This window comes from Providencia sp. PROV024, from assembly GCF_032709665.1.
Taxonomy (GTDB): domain Bacteria; phylum Pseudomonadota; class Gammaproteobacteria; order Enterobacterales; family Enterobacteriaceae; genus Providencia; species Providencia huashanensis.
This window is the reverse complement of record NZ_CP120546.1, coordinates 40087-58595: the sequence shown is the minus strand read 5'-3', so window position 1 is coordinate 58595 and position 18509 is coordinate 40087. Positions and strand designations below refer to the sequence as shown.

The 18509-nt window shown below is 55.1% G+C and carries 24 protein-coding genes and 5 pseudogenes; 17 read left to right on the top strand and 12 right to left on the bottom strand.

Features of this window, described 5'->3' with window-relative positions:
- Window positions 1-149 precede the first annotated feature (149 nt).
- Together P3L56_RS21305 and P3L56_RS21300 are read left to right on the top strand one after the other, a co-directional pair.
- A complete protein-coding gene (locus P3L56_RS21305) occupies window positions 150-779 on the top strand; it encodes a recombinase family protein (RefSeq protein WP_172412315.1) in 630 nt (209 codons plus the stop codon).
- Between the two features lie 183 nt (window positions 780-962).
- Window positions 963-1244: pseudogene (locus P3L56_RS21300) on the top strand (BCCT family transporter); the annotation flags it as partial.
- 37 nt (window positions 1245-1281) lie between these two features.
- On the opposite strand, the gene merR reads toward P3L56_RS21300, so the two are convergent.
- Entirely contained in the window at window positions 1282-1737 is a 456-nt protein-coding gene (gene merR / locus P3L56_RS21295) for an Hg(II)-responsive transcriptional regulator (RefSeq protein ID WP_001166628.1), read from the bottom strand.
- Window positions 1738-1808: 71 nt separating this feature from the next.
- Here merR and merT point away from each other — a divergent pair, with 71 nt between their 5' ends.
- The 8 genes and pseudogenes from merT to P3L56_RS21255 form a co-directional block, all read left to right on the top strand.
- A complete protein-coding gene (gene merT / locus P3L56_RS21290) occupies window positions 1809-2174 on the top strand; it encodes a mercuric ion transporter MerT (RefSeq protein WP_001294656.1) in 366 nt (121 codons plus the stop codon).
- Window positions 2175-2189: 15 nt separating this feature from the next.
- On the top strand, window positions 2190-2465 hold the full coding sequence (merP, locus tag P3L56_RS21285; protein ID WP_000732275.1) for a mercury resistance system periplasmic binding protein MerP: 276 nt from the start codon (window positions 2190-2192) through the stop codon (window positions 2463-2465).
- A 27-nt stretch (window positions 2466-2492) separates the two neighbouring features.
- Window positions 2493-2918, top strand: a complete 426-nt coding sequence (gene merC, locus P3L56_RS21280) for an organomercurial transporter MerC (RefSeq protein ID WP_000522996.1) — start codon at window positions 2493-2495, stop codon at window positions 2916-2918.
- Between the two features lie 38 nt (window positions 2919-2956).
- Entirely contained in the window at window positions 2957-4642 is a 1686-nt protein-coding gene (gene merA / locus P3L56_RS21275) for a mercury(II) reductase (RefSeq protein ID WP_168550181.1), read from the top strand.
- A gap of 17 nt (window positions 4643-4659) precedes the next feature.
- Window positions 4660-5025 carry a mercury resistance co-regulator MerD gene (gene merD / locus P3L56_RS21270; protein WP_001277466.1) on the top strand — a complete coding sequence of 122 codons (366 nt, stop codon included), beginning with the start codon at window positions 4660-4662 and terminating at the stop codon, window positions 5023-5025.
- Entirely contained in the window at window positions 5022-5258 is a 237-nt protein-coding gene (gene merE, locus P3L56_RS21265; RefSeq protein ID WP_001087807.1) for a broad-spectrum mercury transporter MerE, read from the top strand. The genes merD and merE overlap by 4 nt, the downstream gene beginning before the upstream one ends.
- Window positions 5259-5323: 65 nt before the next feature.
- Window positions 5324-5536, top strand: a complete 213-nt coding sequence (locus P3L56_RS21260) for a DUF3330 domain-containing protein (RefSeq protein WP_000993245.1) — start codon at window positions 5324-5326, stop codon at window positions 5534-5536.
- A gap of 32 nt (window positions 5537-5568) precedes the next feature.
- Window positions 5569-5634: pseudogene (locus P3L56_RS21255) on the top strand (EAL domain-containing protein); the annotation flags it as partial.
- Window positions 5635-5773: 139 nt separating this feature from the next.
- On the opposite strand, the gene P3L56_RS21250 reads toward P3L56_RS21255, so the two are convergent.
- The 10 genes and pseudogenes from P3L56_RS21250 to P3L56_RS21205 all read right to left on the bottom strand — a co-directional run bounded on the left by P3L56_RS21250 (window position 5774) and on the right by P3L56_RS21205 (window position 12767).
- Window positions 5774-6538, bottom strand: a complete 765-nt coding sequence (locus P3L56_RS21250) for an IS6-like element IS6100 family transposase (RefSeq protein ID WP_001389365.1) — start codon at window positions 6536-6538, stop codon at window positions 5774-5776.
- A 117-nt stretch (window positions 6539-6655) separates the two neighbouring features.
- Window positions 6656-6724, bottom strand: a pseudogene (locus P3L56_RS21245) (EAL domain-containing protein); the annotation flags it as partial.
- A 320-nt stretch (window positions 6725-7044) separates the two neighbouring features.
- Entirely contained in the window at window positions 7045-7545 is a 501-nt protein-coding gene (locus tag P3L56_RS21240; RefSeq protein WP_000376623.1) for a GNAT family N-acetyltransferase, read from the bottom strand.
- A 127-nt stretch (window positions 7546-7672) separates the two neighbouring features.
- Window positions 7673-8512 carry a sulfonamide-resistant dihydropteroate synthase Sul1 gene (gene sul1, locus P3L56_RS21235; protein WP_000259031.1) on the bottom strand — a complete coding sequence of 280 codons (840 nt, stop codon included), beginning with the start codon at window positions 8510-8512 and terminating at the stop codon, window positions 7673-7675.
- Entirely contained in the window at window positions 8506-8874 is a 369-nt protein-coding gene (gene qacE / locus P3L56_RS21230) for a quaternary ammonium compound efflux SMR transporter QacE (protein WP_272686060.1), read from the bottom strand. The genes sul1 and qacE overlap by 7 nt, the downstream gene beginning before the upstream one ends.
- A 222-nt stretch (window positions 8875-9096) precedes the next feature.
- A complete protein-coding gene (locus P3L56_RS21225; protein ID WP_001749986.1) occupies window positions 9097-9549 on the bottom strand; it encodes an NAD(+)--rifampin ADP-ribosyltransferase Arr-3 in 453 nt (150 codons plus the stop codon).
- An 84-nt stretch (window positions 9550-9633) separates the two neighbouring features.
- Complete coding sequence (locus tag P3L56_RS21220) at window positions 9634-10266, bottom strand: type B-3 chloramphenicol O-acetyltransferase CatB3 (protein ID WP_000186237.1); 633 nt, start codon at window positions 10264-10266, stop codon at window positions 9634-9636.
- Window positions 10267-10403: 137 nt separating this feature from the next.
- Window positions 10404-11234, bottom strand: coding sequence for an oxacillin-hydrolyzing class D beta-lactamase OXA-1 (locus P3L56_RS21215; protein ID WP_001334766.1), 831 nt, complete (start codon window positions 11232-11234; stop codon window positions 10404-10406).
- A 130-nt stretch (window positions 11235-11364) separates the two neighbouring features.
- The gene (locus P3L56_RS21210) at window positions 11365-11919 is read right to left on the bottom strand and encodes a fluoroquinolone-acetylating aminoglycoside 6'-N-acetyltransferase AAC(6')-Ib-cr5 (RefSeq protein ID WP_063840321.1); all 555 of its coding nucleotides are present in this window, start codon (window positions 11917-11919) and stop codon (window positions 11365-11367) included.
- A gap of 143 nt (window positions 11920-12062) precedes the next feature.
- On the bottom strand, window positions 12063-12767 hold the full coding sequence (locus tag P3L56_RS21205; RefSeq protein WP_001067855.1) for an IS6-like element IS26 family transposase: 705 nt from the start codon (window positions 12765-12767) through the stop codon (window positions 12063-12065).
- A gap of 113 nt (window positions 12768-12880) precedes the next feature.
- Between P3L56_RS21205 and aac(3)-IVa the strand changes: the two genes are divergently transcribed.
- The 4 genes and pseudogenes from aac(3)-IVa to P3L56_RS21185 form a co-directional block, all read left to right on the top strand.
- The gene (gene aac(3)-IVa, locus P3L56_RS21200) at window positions 12881-13657 is read left to right on the top strand and encodes an aminoglycoside N-acetyltransferase AAC(3)-IVa (RefSeq protein WP_001199192.1); all 777 of its coding nucleotides are present in this window, start codon (window positions 12881-12883) and stop codon (window positions 13655-13657) included.
- Between the two features lie 107 nt (window positions 13658-13764).
- On the top strand, window positions 13765-13899 hold the full coding sequence (locus tag P3L56_RS21195) for a hypothetical protein (RefSeq protein WP_257468680.1): 135 nt from the start codon (window positions 13765-13767) through the stop codon (window positions 13897-13899).
- Entirely contained in the window at window positions 13886-14911 is a 1026-nt protein-coding gene (gene aph(4)-Ia, locus P3L56_RS21190; RefSeq protein WP_000742814.1) for an aminoglycoside O-phosphotransferase APH(4)-Ia, read from the top strand. Before P3L56_RS21195 ends, aph(4)-Ia begins: the two co-directional genes overlap by 14 nt.
- A gap of 5 nt (window positions 14912-14916) precedes the next feature.
- Window positions 14917-15222, top strand: a pseudogene (locus P3L56_RS21185) (AAC(3) family N-acetyltransferase); the annotation flags it as partial.
- A gap of 110 nt (window positions 15223-15332) precedes the next feature.
- Here P3L56_RS21185 and P3L56_RS21180 read toward each other — a convergent pair.
- Complete coding sequence (locus tag P3L56_RS21180; protein WP_000602738.1) at window positions 15333-16085, bottom strand: IS6 family transposase; 753 nt, start codon at window positions 16083-16085, stop codon at window positions 15333-15335.
- A gap of 85 nt (window positions 16086-16170) precedes the next feature.
- Between P3L56_RS21180 and P3L56_RS21175 the strand changes: the two are divergent.
- From P3L56_RS21175 to P3L56_RS21170, 3 genes and pseudogenes are all read left to right on the top strand, one after another.
- Window positions 16171-17670, top strand: a pseudogene (locus P3L56_RS21175) (Tn3 family transposase); the annotation flags it as partial.
- Window positions 17671-17723: 53 nt separating this feature from the next.
- Window positions 17724-17858: a phenol hydroxylase subunit gene (locus tag P3L56_RS22660; protein ID WP_223231885.1), complete on the top strand. Its 135-nt coding sequence runs from the start codon at window positions 17724-17726 to the stop codon at window positions 17856-17858.
- A gap of 37 nt (window positions 17859-17895) precedes the next feature.
- The gene (locus tag P3L56_RS21170) at window positions 17896-18381 is read left to right on the top strand and encodes a hypothetical protein (protein ID WP_006581703.1); all 486 of its coding nucleotides are present in this window, start codon (window positions 17896-17898) and stop codon (window positions 18379-18381) included.
- Window positions 18382-18509: the final 128 nt, after the last annotated feature.

Sequence of the window (18509 nt, the reverse complement as noted above, 5' to 3'; positions counted from 1 at the left end):
AAACAACATCATATAATGGACGCGCGCGTAATCGATATAAAAGTGCAATTTAAGTCTACCTTAACTACACTAGGTAAACTCTAGTGTAATAAGTATAAAAAATAGATGTATAATGCACTACTATAACAACACCAATGTATAGTGCACCGATGAAGACAAATATACGAATTTATGGATATCTACGTGCTTCTACGCATGAACAGGATGCGTCAAGAGCAAAAAATGAACTGTTGAAATTTGCTGAAGGAATGGGGCTACAAATTGCCTGCTGGTTTGAAGAAAATGAGTCAGGCGCTCAGCTTCACAGACCTGAACTCTTTCGCTTACTCAATGTGGCCATGCCCGGTGATATTATTTTAGTTGAACAGGTAGATAGAATTAGCCGCTTGAATGCCGATGACTGGGAAAAATTAAAATATCTCATTGGACACAAAGGGTTAAAGGTCGTTTCTTTAGACCTCCCAACCAGTTACCAGTTTATGAGTCGCACCGATGAATTTACAGAACGAATGCTTGCTGCCCTTAACAGTATGATGTTAGACATGCTGGCAGCGGTTGCAAGAAAGGATTACGAAGATAGACGGCGTCGTCAAGCGCAAGGAGTGCAAAAAGCCAAACAAGAAGGGAAGTATAAAGGCCGTCCGATCAACAAAATATTACACCAAAAAATTGAAGGCCTTCTGATGGAGAAAAAAAGCTATAGCCAAATAGAAAACCTGATAGGTTGTTCGCGGCATACTATTTCGAAAGTATCAAAATCGATGAAAATAGCGCAATAAATGTCCCTCTATTCGTTTATCAAGTTTATGTTACTCAACAATGAGTCATACCGCGTGGAATGACATGAGAGAGATATTTAAGTATAAACAAGTGATTGGATACTTTTTAATTAAATAACTTATATTTATCACAATAAACCGAGCTTCATGACAATCATGAGCACGCATTAAAAGGGAGATTGAATGTCATTATCACCACAAAAGTCTCAAACGTGGGGGAAGATAAATCCGCCCGTTTTCTTTGTTTCCGCTTTTATTATTATATGTGTCGTTGCAATAGCCGCTATTTTTCCTCAACGTTCTGAAATTTTGCTCAAAGCTCTACAGGCACAACTTTTTGAGAATGCCAGCTGGTTTTATATTCTGGCTGTTGCCTTAATTTTATTGACTGTCGCCTATTTAGGCCTCTCTCGATTTGGTGAAATTAAATTGGGTCCTGACCATTCCCAGCCCCAATTCAGTTATCTTTGGGGTCGTCTCAGAATTCGGAAAATAAAGCACGCTAAGGCGTAGTCACCCCGTGACTCCCCCGCGCCGATGCAGCGAGCTTCGTTCCGTCTTGCAGTGACGCAATCAGCGGGCAGGAAACGTTCCCTTTCCGCGCATGGCAGGCGCACACCAGTTCAGACAGCACGGCCTCCATGCGTGCCAAGTCGGCCATCTTCTCGCGCACATCCTTGAGCTTGTGCTCGGCCAGGCCGCTGGCTTCCTCGCAATGGGTGCCATCCTCCAGCCGCAGTAGCTCGGCGATTTCGTCCAGGCTAAAGCCCAGCCGCTGGGCCGATTTCACGAACCGCACTCGTGTTACATCCGCCTCGCCATAGCGGCGAATGCTGCCATAGGGCTTGTCTGGCTCCGGCAGCAGGCCCTTGCGCTGGTAGAACCGGATGGTCTCCACATTGACCCCGGCCGCCTTGGCAAAAACGCCAATGGTCAGATTCTCAAAATTAATTTGCATATCGCTTGACTCCGTACATAACTACGGAAGTAAGCTTAAGCTATCCAAACCAAATTTGAAAGGACAAGCGTATGTCTGAACCACAAAAGTCTGAACCACAAAACGGGCGCGGCGCGCTCTTCGCCGGTGGGCTGGCCGCCATTCTTGCGTCGGCCTGCTGCCTGGGGCCGCTGGTTTTGATCGCCTTGGGGTTCAGCGGGGCATGGATCGGCAACCTGACGGTGCTGGAACCCTATCGCCCGATCTTCATCGGCGCAGCGCTGGTCGCGCTGTTTTTCGCCTGGCGGCGCATCTACCGCCCGGCGCAAGCCTGCAAACCGGGTGAGGTCTGCGCGATTCCCCAAGTGCGAGCTACTTACAAGCTCATTTTCTGGATCGTGGCCGCGCTGGTCCTGGTCTCGCTCGGATTTCCCTACGTCATGCCATTTTTCTATTAATCACAGGAGTTCATCATGAAAAAACTGTTTGCCGCCCTCGCCCTCGCTGCCGTTGTTGCCCCCGTGTGGGCCGCCACCCAGACCGTCACGCTGTCCGTGCCTGGCATGACCTGCGCCTCTTGCCCGATCACTGTCAAGCACGCGCTTTCCAAGGTTGAGGGCGTGAGCAAGACCGACGTAAGTTTCGACAAGCGCCAGGCCGTCGTCACCTTCGACGATGCCAAGACCAACGTCCAGAAGTTGACCAAGGCGACCGAGGACGCGGGCTATCCGTCCAGCCTCAAACGCTGATCCGTTAACCGAACTCGGGAGCGACACATGGGACTCATCACGCGCATCGCTGGCAAAACCGGCGCGCTCGGCAGCGTCGTTTCCGCGATGGGCTGCGCCGCCTGTTTTCCTGCCATCGCCAGCTTTGGCGCGGCCATCGGACTGGGCTTCTTGAGCCAGTACGAGGGGCTATTCATTGGCATCCTGCTGCCGATGTTCGCCGGCATCGCGTTACTCGCCAATGCTATCGCTTGGCTCAATCATCGACAGTGGCGACGCACGGCGCTCGGCACGATAGGCCCGATCTTGGTGCTGGCAGCGGTGTTTTTAATGCGGGCTTACGGCTGGCAGAGCGGTGGACTGCTCTATGTCGGCCTGGCCTTGATGGTTGGGGTGTCGGTCTGGGATTTCATCTCGCCAGCACATCGCCGCTGCGGGCCGGACAGCTGTGAATTGCCAGAACAACGTGGCTGACGGCAACAGCCGTAGCCACCACAGAAAAGGAAAAATACATGACCACCCTGAAAATCACCGGGATGACCTGCGACTCGTGCGCGGCTCACGTCAAGGAAGCCTTGGAGAAAGTGCCCGGCGTGCAATCGGCGCTGGTGTCCTATCCGAAGGGCACAGCGCAACTCGCCATTGAGGCGGGCACGTCATCGGATGCGCTGACTACCGCCGTGGCCGGACTGGGCTACGAGGCAACGCTTGCCGATGCGCCACCGACGGACAACCGCGCCGGCCTGCTCGACAAGATGCGCGGCTGGATAGGGGCCGCTGATAAGCCCAGTGGCAACGAACGCCCGTTGCAGGTCGTCGTCATTGGTAGCGGTGGAGCCGCGATGGCGGCAGCACTGAAGGCCGTCGAGCAAGGCGCGCAGGTCACGCTGATTGAGCGCGGCACCATCGGCGGCACCTGCGTCAACGTCGGTTGTGTGCCGTCCAAGAGCATGATCCGCGCCGCCCACATCGCCCATCTGCGCCGGGAAAGCCCATTCGACGGCGGCATGCCACCCACACCGCCGACGATCTTGCGCGAGCGGCTGCTGGCCCAGCAGCAGGCCCGTGTCGAAGAACTCCGTCATGCCAAGTACGAAGGCATCCTGGACGGCAATTCAGCCATCACCGTTCTGCACGGTGAAGCGCGTTTCAAGGACGACCAGAGCCTTATCGTTAGTTTGAACGAGGGTGGCGAGCGCGTCGTGATGTTCGACCGCTGCCTGGTCGCCACGGGTGCCAGCCCGGCGGTCCCGCCGATTCCGGGCTTGAAAGAGTCACCCTACTGGACTTCCACCGAGGCCCTGGCGAGCGACACCATTCCCGAACGCCTTGCCGTAATCGGCTCGTCGGTGGTGGCGCTGGAGCTGGCGCAAGCCTTTGCCCGGCTGGGCAGCAAGGTCACGGCCCTGGCGCGCAATACCTTGTTCTTCCGTGAAGACCCGGCCATCGGCGAGGCGGTGACAGCCGCTTTCCGTGCCGAGGGCATCGAGGTGCTGGAGCACACGCAAGCCAGCCAGGTCGCCCATATGGACGGTGAATTCGTGCTGACCACCACGCACGGTGAATTGCGCGCCGACAAGCTGCTGGTCGCCACCGGCCGGACACCGAACACGCGCAGCCTGGCATTGGAAGCGGCGGGGGTAGCCGTCAATGCGCAGGGGGCCATCGTCATCGACAAGGGCATGCGCACCAGTAGCCCGAACATCTACGCGGCCGGCGACTGCACCGACCAGCCGCAGTTCGTCTATGTGGCGGCAGCGGCCGGCACTCGTGCGGCGATCAACATGACTGGCGGCGATGCGGCCCTGGACCTGACCGCAATGCCGGCCGTGGTGTTCACCGACCCGCAGGTCGCCACCGTGGGCTACAGCGAGGCGGAAGCACATCACGACGGGATCGAGACCGACAGTCGCCTGCTAACACTGGATAACGTGCCGCGTGCGCTTGCCAACTTCGACACACGCGGCTTCATCAAGCTGGTCATCGAGGAAGGTAGCGGACGGCTCATCGGCGTGCAAGCGGTGGCCCCGGAAGCGGGTGAACTGATCCAGACGGCGGTGCTCGCCATTCGCAACCGTATGACCGTGCAGGAACTGGCCGACCAATTGTTCCCCTACCTGACCATGGTCGAAGGGCTGAAGCTCGCGGCGCAGACCTTCAGCAAGGACGTGAAGCAGCTTTCGTGCTGCGCCGGATGAGGAAAAGGAGGTGTTCAATGAGCGCCTACACAGTGTCCCGGCTGGCCCTTGATGCCGGGGTGAGCGTGCATATCGTGCGCGACTACCTGCTGCGCGGATTGCTACGGCCGGTCGCGTACACCACGGGCGGCTACGGCTTGTTCGATGACACCGCGTTGCAACGGCTGCGCTTTGTACGGGCTGCCTTCGAAGCGGGTATCGGCCTGGACGCACTGGCGCGGCTGTGCCGGGCGCTGGATGCTGCGGACGGTGACGGTGCGTCTGCGCAGCTTGCCGTGTTGCGGCAACTCGTCGAGCGTCGGCGCGAGGCCCTGGCCAGCCTCGAAATGCAACTGGCCGCCATGCCAACCGAACCGGCACAGCACGCGGAGAGTCTGCCATGAACAGCCCAGAGCACTTGCCGTCTGAGACGCACAAACCGATCACCGGCTACTTGTGGGGCGCGCTGGCCGTGCTCACCTGTCCCTGCCATTTGCCGATTCTCGCCATTGTGCTAGCCGGCACGACGGCCGGCGCGTTCATCGGGGAGCACTGGGGTATTGCAGCCCTCACGCTGACCGGCTTGTTTGTCCTGTCTGTGACGCGGCTGCTGCGGGCCTTCAAGGGAAGATCATGACCGCTTCCCAGCCAGCCGAGAGTGGGCAGCTTTGAGCTTCGCTACCAATCTGGAGGAGTACCACCATGAACGCAAACGCCCCGAACACTGCCAGTTGCACCACCTGCTGCGTATGCTGCAAAGAAATTCCGCTCGATGCCGCCTTCACCCCGGAAGGCGCGGAATACGTCGAACATTTCTGCGGGCTGGATTGCTATGAACGCTTCCAGGCACGCGCCAAGGCCGCGACAGAATCTGACATTGCGCCTGTCCCTGGCGGTTCGCAGCCGTCAGATTGAGGCATACCCTAACTTGATGTCAGATGCCATGTGTCATTTTCAGAAGACGACTGCACCAGTTGATTGGGCGTAATGGCTGTTGTGCAGCCAGCTCCTGACAGTTCAATATCAGAAGTGATCTGCACCAATCTCGACTATGCTCAATACTCGTGTGCACCAAAGCGAGGTGAGCATGGCGACGGAGGCTCTGTTGCAAAGATTGGCGGCAGTCAGAGGTAGGCTGTCGCTCTGCGCCGATCAGGCGGCTGCTGCGAAATGGTGGTTGAGCATGCCCATGGCCTCCGTCAGCGCCGAGGGCCCAATGCCAAAAGCTCTCTCCACAAGGCGCACCTCGCCCCTGATGCCGGGCTGCAGGCACCAGGGGCGAGCCTGTCCTTTGCGCAGGGCTCGCATGACTTCGAATCCCTTGATCGTGGCATAGGCCGTGGGGATCGATTTGAAACCGCGCACCGGCTTGATCAGTATCTTGAGCTTTCCGTGATCGGCCTCGATCACGTTATTGAGATACTTCACCTGCCGGTGGGCCGTCTCCCGGTCCAGCTTTCCTTCGCGCTTCAATTCGGTGATCGCTGCACCATAGCTCGGCGCTTTGTCGGTATTGAGCGTGGCAGGCTTTTCCCAGTGCTTCAGGCCTCGCAGGGCCTTGCCCAGGAACCGCTTCGCTGCCTTGGCGCTGCGGGTCGGCGACAGGTAGAAATCGATCGTGTCGCCCCGCTTGTCGACTGCCCGGTACAGGTAGGTCCACTTGCCCCGCACCTTGACGTAGGTTTCATCCAGGCGCCAGCTCGGATCAAAGCCACGCCGCCAGAACCAGCGCAGCCGCTTCTCCATCTCCGGGGCGTAGCACTGGACCCAGCGATAGATCGTCGTATGGTCGACCGAAATGCCGCGTTCCGCCAGCATTTCCTCAAGGTCGCGATAGCTGATCGGATAGCGACAATACCAGCGCACCGCCCACAGGATCACATCACCCTGGAAATGGCGCCACTTGAAATCCGTCATCGTTCCGTCCGTCCAATCTCCGCCAAGCATGCTCAAGCTTCACGATTTTTGCAACAGAGCCCACACGAGTATTGAGCATAGTCGAGATTGGTGCAGATCACTTCTGATATTGAACTGTCAGGAGCTGGCTGCACAACAGCCATTACGCCCAATCAACTGGTGCAGTCGTCTTCTGAAAATGACATTTGGTATCTCTCATAAACGGATGTTTTTGAGAGAACTATCTTCGGCCTTCACACGCACGAAAGGCGGCGAAGCTCCGCCGTTAATCCGTCCGCCGGAGATCTCGCCCAGGCAGGCTGAAGGCCGAGCAAGCCTGACAGGCCCGAAAAGCCCGGCACGGGCGTCGGCGGCGATGACGGCGGCGGCATTATCCAGGGTTGATGATGGAAGTGGAGGATATCGACAACCTCTCGCGCAACCAAGACATCGCGGTCGGACTGCAAGTGATCTTGAAGCCACGGGCCCGTCCCACCCCGACATGGACCTCGATGCCCGAACGGACGTTAGATTTCGAGTTCTAGGCGTTCTGCGATGAAGGTTGGATCCCAGCCGGGATTGAAAGTGTCGACGTGGGTGAATCCGAGCCGCTCGTATAGGCCACGCAGGTTCGGGTGGCAGTCGAGCCGCAGCTTGGCGCACCCCTGCGTTCGCGCGGCATGGCGGCAAGCCTCGATCAGCGCGGAGCTGACACCCCGGCCCGCATGTGTCCGTCGCACCGCGAGCTTGTGCAGATATGCGGCCTCCCCCTTGAGGGCGTCGGGCCAGAACTCGGGATCCTCGGCCGACAAGGTGCAACAGCCGACGATGCCGTCGCTGCAACTCGCGACTAGGAGCTCGGATCTCAGGACGAAGGTCTCCGCGAATGTCCGGTCGATCCGCGCGACGTCCCAGGCGGGCGTTCCCTTGGCGGACATCCACGCCGCAGCGTCGTGCATCAGCCGCACAACCTCGTCGATATCACCCGAGCAGGCGACCCGAACGTTCGGAGGCTCCTCGCTGTCCATTCGCTCCCCTGGCGCGGTATGAACCGCCGCCTCATAGTGCAGTTTGATCCTGACGAGCCCAGCATGTCTGCGCCCACCTTCGCGGAACCTGACCAGGGTCCGCTAGCGGGCGGCCGGAAGGTGAATGCTAGGCATGATCTAACCCTCGGTCTCTGGCGTCGCGACTGCGAAATTTCGCGAGGGTTTCCGAGAAGGTGATTGCGCTTCGCAGATCTCCAGGCGCGTGGGTGCGGACGTAGTCAGCGCCATTGCCGATCGCGTGAAGTTCCGCCGCAAGGCTCGCTGGACCCAGATCCTTTACAGGAAGGCCAACGGTGGCGCCCAAGAAGGATTTCCGCGACACCGAGACCAATAGCGGAAGCCCCAACGCCGACTTCAGCTTTTGAAGGTTCGACAGCACGTGCAGCGATGTTTCCGGTGCGGGGCTCAAGAAAAATCCCATCCCCGGATCGAGGATGAGCCGGTCGGCAGCGACCCCGCTCCGTCGCAAGGCGGAAACCCGCGCCTCGAAGAACCGCACAATCTCGTCGAGCGCGTCTTCGGGTCGAAGGTGACCGGTGCGGGTGGCGATGCCATCCCGCTGCGCTGAGTGCATAACCACCAGCCTGCAGTCCGCCTCAGCAATATCGGGATAGAGCGCAGGGTCAGGAAATCCTTGGATATCGTTCAGGTAGCCCACGCCGCGCTTGAGCGCATAGCGCTGGGTTTCCGGTTGGAAGCTGTCGATTGAAACACGGTGCATCTGATCGGACAGGGCGTCTAAGAGCGGCGCAATACGTCTGATCTCATCGGCCGGCGATACAGGCCTCGCGTCCGGATGGCTGGCGGCCGGTCCGACATCCACGACGTCTGATCCGACTCGCAGCATTTCGATCGCCGCGGTGACAGCGCCGGCGGGGTCTAGCCGCCGGCTCTCATCGAAGAAGGAGTCCTCGGTGAGATTCAGAATGCCGAACACCGTCACCATGGCGTCGGCCTCCGCAGCGACTTCCACGATGGGGATCGGGCGAGCAAAAAGGCAGCAATTATGAGCCCCATACCTACAAAGCCCCACGCATCAAGCTTTTGCCCATGAAGCAACCAGGCAATGGCTGTAATTATGACGACGCCGAGTCCCGACCAGACTGCATAAGCAACACCGACAGGGATGGATTTCAGAACCAGAGAAAGAAAATAAAATGCGATGCCATAACCGATTATGACAACGGCGGAAGGGGCAAGCTTAGTAAAGCCCTCGCTAGATTTTAATGCGGATGTTGCGATTACTTCGCCAACTATTGCGATTACTTCGCCAACTATTGCGATAACAAGAAAAAGCCAGCCTTTCATGATATATCTCCCAATTTGTGTAGGGCTTATTATGCACGCTTAAAAATAATAAAAGCAGACTTGACCTGATAGTTTGGCTGTGAGCAATTATGTGCTTAGTGCATCTAACGCCGCCATAAACGGCGACAGGGTGGCGCGCCTATTGCGCATAAAATGGCGAAGCCATGCGCAACAGGCGCGGAATCTCTGGCGTCCGGTTTGATGGCTTTGTTATGCAAAGGACTAGTCTTCAATGACGTGTAAACCACGGCGCTTTAAGTCCTCCAACGAATCCAACATTCCCCTTATTAATTCAACAGGATGCCCCTCCCAGTCTTCAACAACGCCAACAATTCTCAAGGGTTCGCAGGTTCTATAGGACTGTGTTGGATTACCGGGAAATCTTTTGTTCGTAAGATTCGGATCGTCTTCGAACGGTCCTGTTGGCTCAACTATGTATATGTAGCCGCGACCCTCGAGGCCAGACAGTGACATAGCAAGTTCAGCTCCCCAAACTGCTGGCTCCATCAAGGCTGAAAAGTAGATGTGCTTAAGAATACGACCGTCCTCGAAATGAGAGATGAACCCTGTGGTTAGCAAGTCACCAATCGCCAAATTGGCTTTGGTTCCATGATAGAACGGTCCTTGCACCTGCTTGTAATTATCATGAGAGATGGGAATCCAATCTTTTACCATTTTAAGACCCTTAATTGTTGGGATTTGGCTGCATAACGCCTGAAATAAGCCGTGCCGCGAAGCGGCATCGGCTTGATTGAATTGTTAGACGGCAAACTCGAGCCAATACTTGTGCAGGCCAACAATATTAGACGAGCACAGCATGGGCATTGCCGCTTTGATCTTCTCCAGTGACCAATTCCACCACTCCATCTCCAGAAGCAATGAAATTTCCTCATCGGTGAAGCGTTTCTTAATCTTCTTAGCGGGATTGCCGCCAACGATAGCGTAAGGCTCCACATCTTTTGTCACCAACGAGCGGCTGCCTATCACCGCACCGTGCCCGATCTTGATTCCGGGCATGACCATTGCCTCAGAGCCGATCCAAACGTCATTGCCAATGACAGTATTACCTGCTTTTTGGAAGGCATCGAGTGCGCTTGAGAATGCAGGTTCTTCCTGCATATAAAAGAACGGGAAAGATGATGCCCAGTCGTACCGATGCCCCTGATTGCCAGCCATGATAAAGGAAGCCCCACTCCCGATAGAGCAGAAACTACCGATGATCAACTTATCAACGTCATCACGGTCCGGAAACAGATACCGTGCGCAGTCATCGAATGAGTGCCCATGATAGTAGCCAGAGTAATAGCTGTACCGCCCAACTTTGATATTGGGGTTCTTCACTTGCTCAGAAAGCAGCTTGCCTTTGAAGGGGCTATCAAAGTAGTTGGTCATAAGAGATCCCGCGGTCTGTGACTTTGCCGTCTAACGTTTGAAATAAGGGGCGCCGAGCGCCAGCGAGGGGAGCCAAAAGCTTGCTTTTGGCCGTCCCGACTTGATTGAAGGGTTGGGCGATTTTGCCATTAGATTTTTTATAAATTTAGTGTGTTTAGAATGGTGATCGCATTTTTCTTGGCTTTTATGCTTGATGTTAAATTCGACCCCAAGTTTCCTGTAAGTGCGGACACAAAAACATATTTATGTCCTGATTTGCTTATAATAAACCCTTCAAACCATCCGTTTTGTAAGGTTCTATTTGCTGTGAATCCTGCACCAGTTTTCCCATACAGTTTTGTACTATTATCCAGATCTTGTAGATACATGTTCTCTATGGTGTTTTCTATGGCTGAGTTTTTAACTGGGAGATTGTGATTAATAATTTTACGCAGGAATTGAATTTGTTCTTCTGGTGAAATTTTTAAGCTACTTTCGAGCCATGCTTCTGTTAATCCGTTGTTTCTTTCTTTATCTCCAGAGAAGTCTTGATTTCCATAATCAAAATCTTTGAGATAATTCTTGATTTTATTTAATCCAATTTTTTGGGTTATTTCTTGCGAAACCCAAACAACAGAAAATTGCATCCACGTCTTTGGTGTATGATTGCTGTTCCAGATCTCCATTCCTTTGGGGGTTTTATCCCATTTGAATATGGTTTTCTGATCTATTATTTCCGCATCAAATGCCATAAGTGATAATGCGATCTTGAAAGTTGAATCTGGTGCCATTTGCGTTGCACACTTTGCTTTATTGAATTGAGCAATTTCAGCGTTTGTGGATGCATCGTAAAGTAAAAAACAACCTTCAGTTCCTTCAAATAATGGAGATGCAACAGTAGAGATATCTGTTGATGCACTGGCGCTGCTGTAGATAATATTTGCAATTATTAAAAAAATAGCGAAGTTGATATGTATTGTGTTTTTCATAATAAGTATTGGTTTGGTAAAGGGCTTAATTTTAACGGCTAACAATTAATGAGGCTCCGGGTTCGCCCAACGTTTGACATGAGGGGCGGCCAAGGGCGCCAGCCCTTGGACGTCCCCCTCGATGGAAGGGTTAGGCATCACTGCGTGTTCGCTCGAATGCCTGGCGTGTTTGAACCATGTACACGGCTGGACCATATGGGGTGGTTACGGTACCTTGCCTCTCAAACCCCGCTTTCTCGTAGCATCGGATCGCTCGCAAGTTGCTCGGCGACGGGTCCGTTTGGATCTTGGTGACCTCGGGATCATTGAACAGCAACTCAACCAGAGCTCGAACCAGCTTGGTTCCCAAGCCTTTGCCCAGTTGTGATGCATTCGCCAGTAACTGGTCTATTCCGCGTACTCCTGGATCGGTTTCTTCTTCCCACCGTCCGTCCCCGCTTCCAAGAGCAACGTACGACTGGGCATACCCAATCGGCTCTCCATTCAGCATTGCAATGTATGGAGTGACGGACTCTTGCGCTAAAACGCTTGGCAAGTACTGTTCCTGTACGTCAGCAAGTGTCGGGCGTGCTTCTTCTCCGCCCCACCACTCGACGATATGAGATCGATTTAGCCACTCATAGAGCATCGCAAGGTCATGCTCAGTCATGAGGCGCAGTGTGACGGAATCGTTGCTGTTGGTCACGATGCTGTACTTTGTGATGCCTAACTTTGTTTTTGCGTTGCTCATGATGTCTAACTCCCAATTTGTGTAGGGCTTATTATGCACGCTTAAAGGCACTGTTGCAAAGTTAGCGATGAGGCAGCCTTTTGTCTTATTCAAAGGCCTTACATTTCAAAAACTCTGCTTACCAGGCGCATTTCGCCCAGGGGATCACCATAATAAAATGCTGAGGCCTGGCCTTTGCGTAGTGCACGCATCACCTCAATACCTTTGATGGTGGCGTAAGCCGTCTTCATGGATTTAAATCCCAGCGTGGCGCCGATTATCCGTTTCAGTTTGCCATGATCGCATTCAATCACGTTGTTCCGGTACTTAATCTGTCGGTGTTCAACGTCAGACGGGCACCGGCCTTCGCGTTTGAGCAGAGCAAGCGCGCGACCATAGGCGGGCGCTTTATCCGTGTTGATGAATCGCGGGATCTGCCACTTCTTCACGTTGTTGAGGATTTTACCCAGAAACCGGTATGCAGCTTTGCTGTTACGACGGGAGGAGAGATAAAAATCGACAGTGCGGCCCCGGCTGTCGACGGCCCGGTACAGATACGCCCAGCGGCCATTGACCTTCACGTAGGTTTCATCCATGTGCCACGGGCAAAGATCGGAAGGGTTACGCCAGTACCAGCGCAGCCGTTTTTCCATTTCAGGCGCATAACGCTGAACCCAGCGGTAAATCGTGGAGTGATCGACATTCACTCCGCGTTCAGCCAGCATCTCCTGCAGCTCACGGTAACTGATGCCGTATTTGCAGTACCAGCGTACGGCCCACAGAATGATGTCACGCTGAAAATGCCGGCCTTTGAATGGGTTCATGTGCAGCTCCATCAGCAAAAGGGGATGATAAGTTTATCACCACCGACTATTTGCAACAGTGCCGTTGATCGTGCTATGATCGACTGATGTCATCAGCGGTGGAGTGCAATGTCGTGCAATACGAATGGCGAAAAGCCGAGCTCATCGGTCAGCTTCTCAACCTTGGGGTTACCCCCGGCGGTGTGCTGCTGGTCCACAGCTCCTTCCGTAGCGTCCGGCCCCTCGAAGATGGGCCACTTGGACTGATCGAGGCCCTGCGTGCTGCGCTGGGTCCGGGAGGGACGCTCGTCATGCCCTCGTGGTCAGGTCTGGACGACGAGCCGTTCGATCCTGCCACGTCGCCCGTTACACCGGACCTTGGAGTTGTCTCTGACACATTCTGGCGCCTGCCAAATGTAAAGCGCAGCGCCCATCCATTTGCCTTTGCGGCAGCGGGGCCACAGGCAGAGCAGATCATCTCTGATCCATTGCCCCTGCCACCTCACTCGCCTGCAAGCCCGGTCGCCCGTGTCCATGAACTCGATGGGCAGGTACTTCTCCTCGGCGTGGGACACGATGCCAACACGACGCTGCATCTTGCCGAGTTGATGGCAAAGGTTCCCTATGGGGTGCCGAGACACTGCACCATTCTTCAGGATGGCAAGTTGGTACGCGTCGATTATCTCGAGAATGACCACTGCTGTGAGCGCTTTGCCTTGGCGGACAGGTGGCTCAAGGAGAAGAGCCTTCAGAAGGAAGGTCCAGTCGGTCATGCCTTTGCTCGGTTGATTCGCTCCCGCGACATTGTGGCGACAGCCCTGGGTCAACTGGGCCGAGATCCGTTGATCTTCCTGCATCCGCCAGAGGCGGGATGCGAAGAATGCGATGCCGCTCGCCAGTCGATTGGCTGAGCTCATGAGCGGAGAACGAGATGACGTTGGAGGGGCAAGGTCGCGCTGATTGCTGGGGCAACACGTGGAGCGGATCGGGGATTGTCTTTCTTCAGCTCGCTGATGATATGCTGACGCTCAATGCCGTTTGGCCTCCGACTAACGAAAATCCCGCATTTGGACGGCTGATCCGATTGGCACGGCGGACGGCGAATGGCGGAGCAGACGCTCGTCCGGGGGCAATGAGATATGAAAAAGCCTGAACTCACCGCGACGTCTGTCGAGAAGTTTCTGATCGAAAAGTTCGACAGCGTCTCCGACCTGATGCAGCTCTCGGAGGGCGAAGAATCTCGTGCTTTCAGCTTCGATGTAGGAGGGCGTGGATATGTCCTGCGGGTAAATAGCTGCGCCGATGGTTTCTACAAAGATCGTTATGTTTATCGGCACTTTGCATCGGCCGCGCTCCCGATTCCGGAAGTGCTTGACATTGGGGAATTCAGCGAGAGCCTGACCTATTGCATCTCCCGCCGTGCACAGGGTGTCACGTTGCAAGACCTGCCTGAAACCGAACTGCCCGCTGTTCTGCAGCCGGTCGCGGAGGCCATGGATGCGATCGCTGCGGCCGATCTTAGCCAGACGAGCGGGTTCGGCCCATTCGGACCGCAAGGAATCGGTCAATACACTACATGGCGTGATTTCATATGCGCGATTGCTGATCCCCATGTGTATCACTGGCAAACTGTGATGGACGACACCGTCAGTGCGTCCGTCGCGCAGGCTCTCGATGAGCTGATGCTTTGGGCCGAGGACTGCCCCGAAGTCCGGCACCTCGTGCACGCGGATTTCGGCTCCAACAATGTCCTGACGGACAATGGCCGCATAACAGCGGTCATTGACTGGAGCGAGGCGATGTTCGGGGATTCCCAATACGAGGTCGCCAACATCTTCTTCTGGAGGCCGTGGTTGGCTTGTATGGAGCAGCAGACGCGCTACTTCGAGCGGAGGCATCCGGAGCTTGCAGGATCGCCGCGGCTCCGGGCGTATATGCTCCGCATTGGTCTTGACCAACTCTATCAGAGCTTGGTTGACGGCAATTTCGATGATGCAGCTTGGGCGCAGGGTCGATGCGACGCAATCGTCCGATCCGGAGCCGGGACTGTCGGGCGTACACAAATCGCCCGCAGAAGCGCGGCCGTCTGGACCGATGGCTGTGTAGAAGTACTCGCCGATAGTGGAAACCGACGCCCCAGCACTCGTCCGAGGGCAAAGGAATAGAGTAGATGCCGACCGAACAAGAGCTGATTTCGAGAACGCCTCAGCCAGCAACTCGCGCGAGCCTAGCAAGGCAAATGCGAGAGAACGGCCTTACGCTTGGTGGCACAGTTCTCGTCCACAGTTCGCTAAGCTCGCTCGGCTGGGTCGCGGGAGGGCCGGTCGCAGTGATTCAGGCCCTTCTGGATTGTGTTGGTCCCCAGGGCACGATTGTCATGCCCACGCACTCGGGTGATCTGACTGATCCCGCAGATTGGAGATCGCCGCCCGTGCCTGCCGATTGGGTGCAGATCTTGCGCAACGAGATGCCGGCATACGATCCGCAAACCACACCAACTCGGAACATGGGTGCAGTGGCTGAATTGTTCCGGGCGTGTCGCAAACACTTTTGGAGGCAGCTATCACCCAGCCAAGGCCGGTATTTTCATGCTTTGTTAACCTTTTGCAGTCCGAAGAGGCGCGCAAGCAAATCATTCTGGTCATTGACGGTCCAGCCGCCTGAAAAGCCAAAGCCCTTCCGCAGCCACAGCATCGCCTCGAAACCCGCGATGGTTCGCCGCGCCGTGTTAAAGGATTGGAAACCGCCGATCTTCGGCATGTTCTTCTTCACCCGGAAATGGTCGCTCTCAATCCCCTGCTGGAGATGTTTGGTCACATAATGCACGGGATCGGGATGGAGAAGCCCATCATCAACCGACGTTTTGATCGTTGACGGGAAGGTGTTGGCCCCGTCCGTCCCAATCCTGTTCGGCGACAACAAGGGTTCATCTTTAAGCATCTTTCGGAAGAACCGCTTGGCAGCGTCGAGATCGCGCTTAGCGGTCAGCAGGAAATCCACCGGATTGCCATGCTTATCGATGGCTCGGTACAGATAGCGCCATTTGCCGCGGATCTTGACATAGGTCTCATCAATCCGGACCGAGCCGCAATGGGGTCGACGAAACTGCCGCAGCCGTTTCTCGATGACAGGTGCATAAGCCAATACCCAGCGGTTGATCGTGCTATGATCGACCTCGAAGCCCCGCTCGCGAAACATCTCTTCCAAGTCACGATAGCTGAGCGGGTAGCGCAAGTACCAGGCAACCGCCTGTACAATCAGCCAGGCCTCGAAATGCCTGCCCTTGAAATCATCCTTCGACTGGCGCTTCAGCTTTTCGGCAATGGTATTCAAAATCATCGGCTCGCTCCGCAATATCAGGAGCGGCAACTTCTCTCCCCATGGTCAACATCGAGTTAACCTGAAGAATTTGCGACAAGGCCATGCGTTCCGCTCCGGAGATGTCTGGCTTACTAGGTCCCGGCGCTATGGCGATCTGAAACACGCACTCGTTCCGGCACAATCCATCGCGGAAGGCGGTCGTCTCGCTGTGCCATTGCGGCCGGAGGAATGGCTGGCAGACCGGCAAGCTCGCCTCGACATGCGGTTGCGCGAGCTTGGCCGTGCCGCTCGCGCAGGCACGATCCCGGGCGGGTCGATTGAAAACGGCGTTCTGCATATCGAGAAACTCGAAGCCGCCGCGCCGACAGGCGCCGAAGATCTGGTGCTCGATCTCTACAAGCAGATCCCGCCCACGCGCATCACCGATCTCCTGCTGGAGGTGGATGCGGCGACCGGCTTCACCGAAGCGTTCACCCATCTGCGCACAGGAGCACCCTGCGCTGACCGGATCGGGCTAATGAACGTTATCTTGGCGGAAGGGATCAACCTCGGCTTGCGCAAAATGGCGGATGCGACAAACACCCACACCTTCTGGGAATTGATCCGCATTGGACGGTGGCATGTCGAGGGCGAAGCCTATGACCGGGCGCTGGCCATGGTGGTCGAGGCACAGGCAGCGTTACCCATGGCCCGGTTCTGGGGCATGGGCACGTCGGCTTCGAGCGACGGACAGTTCTTCGTCGCTACAGAGCAAGGTGAGGCCATGAACCTGGTCAACGCGAAATATGGCAATACCCCGGGCCTGAAAGCCTATAGCCACGTCTCCGACCAATATGCGCCGTTCGCAACCCAGGTGATTCCTGCAACGGCAAGCGAAGCGCCTTACATCCTCGATGGCCTGCTGATGAACGATGCTGGACGCCATATCCGCGAGCAGTTCACCGACACGGGCGGCTTCACCGATCACGTCTTTGCCGCATGTGCCATTCTCGGCTACCGGTTCGCTCCGCGCATCCGCGACCTGCCATCCAAACGGCTCTACGCGTTCAATCCGTCGGCCGCCCCGGCGCACCTGCGAGCGTTGATCGGCGGAAAGGTCAACCAAGCCATGATCGAGCGCAATTGGCCCGACATCCTGCGCATCGCCGCCACCATTGCTGCCGGGACCGTCGCGCCAAGCCAGATTCTGCGGAAACTCGCCTCCTATCCGCGGCAGAACGAGCTCGCGACAGCCCTGCGGGAAGTCGGTCGCGTCGAGCGCACCCTGTTCATGATCGACTGGATTCTGGATGCCGAACTCCAACGGCGTGCCCAGATCGGGCTCAACAAAGGCGAAGCTCATCATGCGCTGAAGCGGGCAATCAGCTTCCACCGCCGCGGTGAAATCCGCGACCGTTCCGCCGAAGGCCAGCATTACCGCATCGCCGGCATGAATCTGCTCGCCGCCATCATCATCTTCTGGAACACCATGAAGCTCGGCGAGGTCGTTGCAAACCAGAAACGCGATGGAAAGCTGCTATCGCCCGATCTCTTGGCCCATGTTTCGCCGCTCGGATGGGAACACATCAATCTCACCGGAGAATATCGCTGGCCAAAGCCTTAGCGTAGGATTCCGCCCCCTCCCGCAAACGACCCCATCCAGAGTTAGCTGTAGAAATGATTATGCCAGTCAAGGCTTTTGAAGAATTCTGCGCACACCATCAAGTACAGCACCTAAGTACGGATGATTTTGCAAAGATTGAATATGACCGCATGAAGTGGCGATTTGGACAGGCCGGTATTAGAGAATAAAAACTCTAGTCTTTATTAAAAAATCAGGAAGATTTATATGCAAATTGATATTAAAACATCTTCAGTTAAGCCTTTAAGAAATACTTATGCTTATATTGAAAAAAGATTTGGTGATAAACCAGCTTCACGTTATCAAGAAGCGACCTACGATATTCAGGAAGAAATTAATTTTCATTACAAACCTTTATGGCAGCCTGAATTTGATCTTTACGATAAGGGCCGTACTGTAATCCAAATGAAAGATTGGTACGTGCTTAAAGATCCTCGTCAATTTTATTATGGGGCTTATACCCAAACTCGAGCTAAACAACAAGAGATTTTAGAAAGTAATTTTACGCTTGTTGAAAAACACGATTTATTAAGAAATATTTCTGAAGAAATTCTAAACAAAGTAACGAAATTACTACTCCCACTTTATTGTAAACAAGACATTTTTATCTTTTATATTCAATGGCTTATTTTCCTGCTAATTGGTAATACCATGAAAAATACCATGCTCAGAAAAGGCTTAACAATATTTTGAAAAATTGCCTACTGAGCGCTGCCGCACAGCTCCATAGGCCGCTTTCCTGGCTTTGCTTCCAGATGTATGCTCTTCTGCTCCTGCAGCTAATGGATCACCGCAAACAGGTTACTCGCCTGGGGATTCCC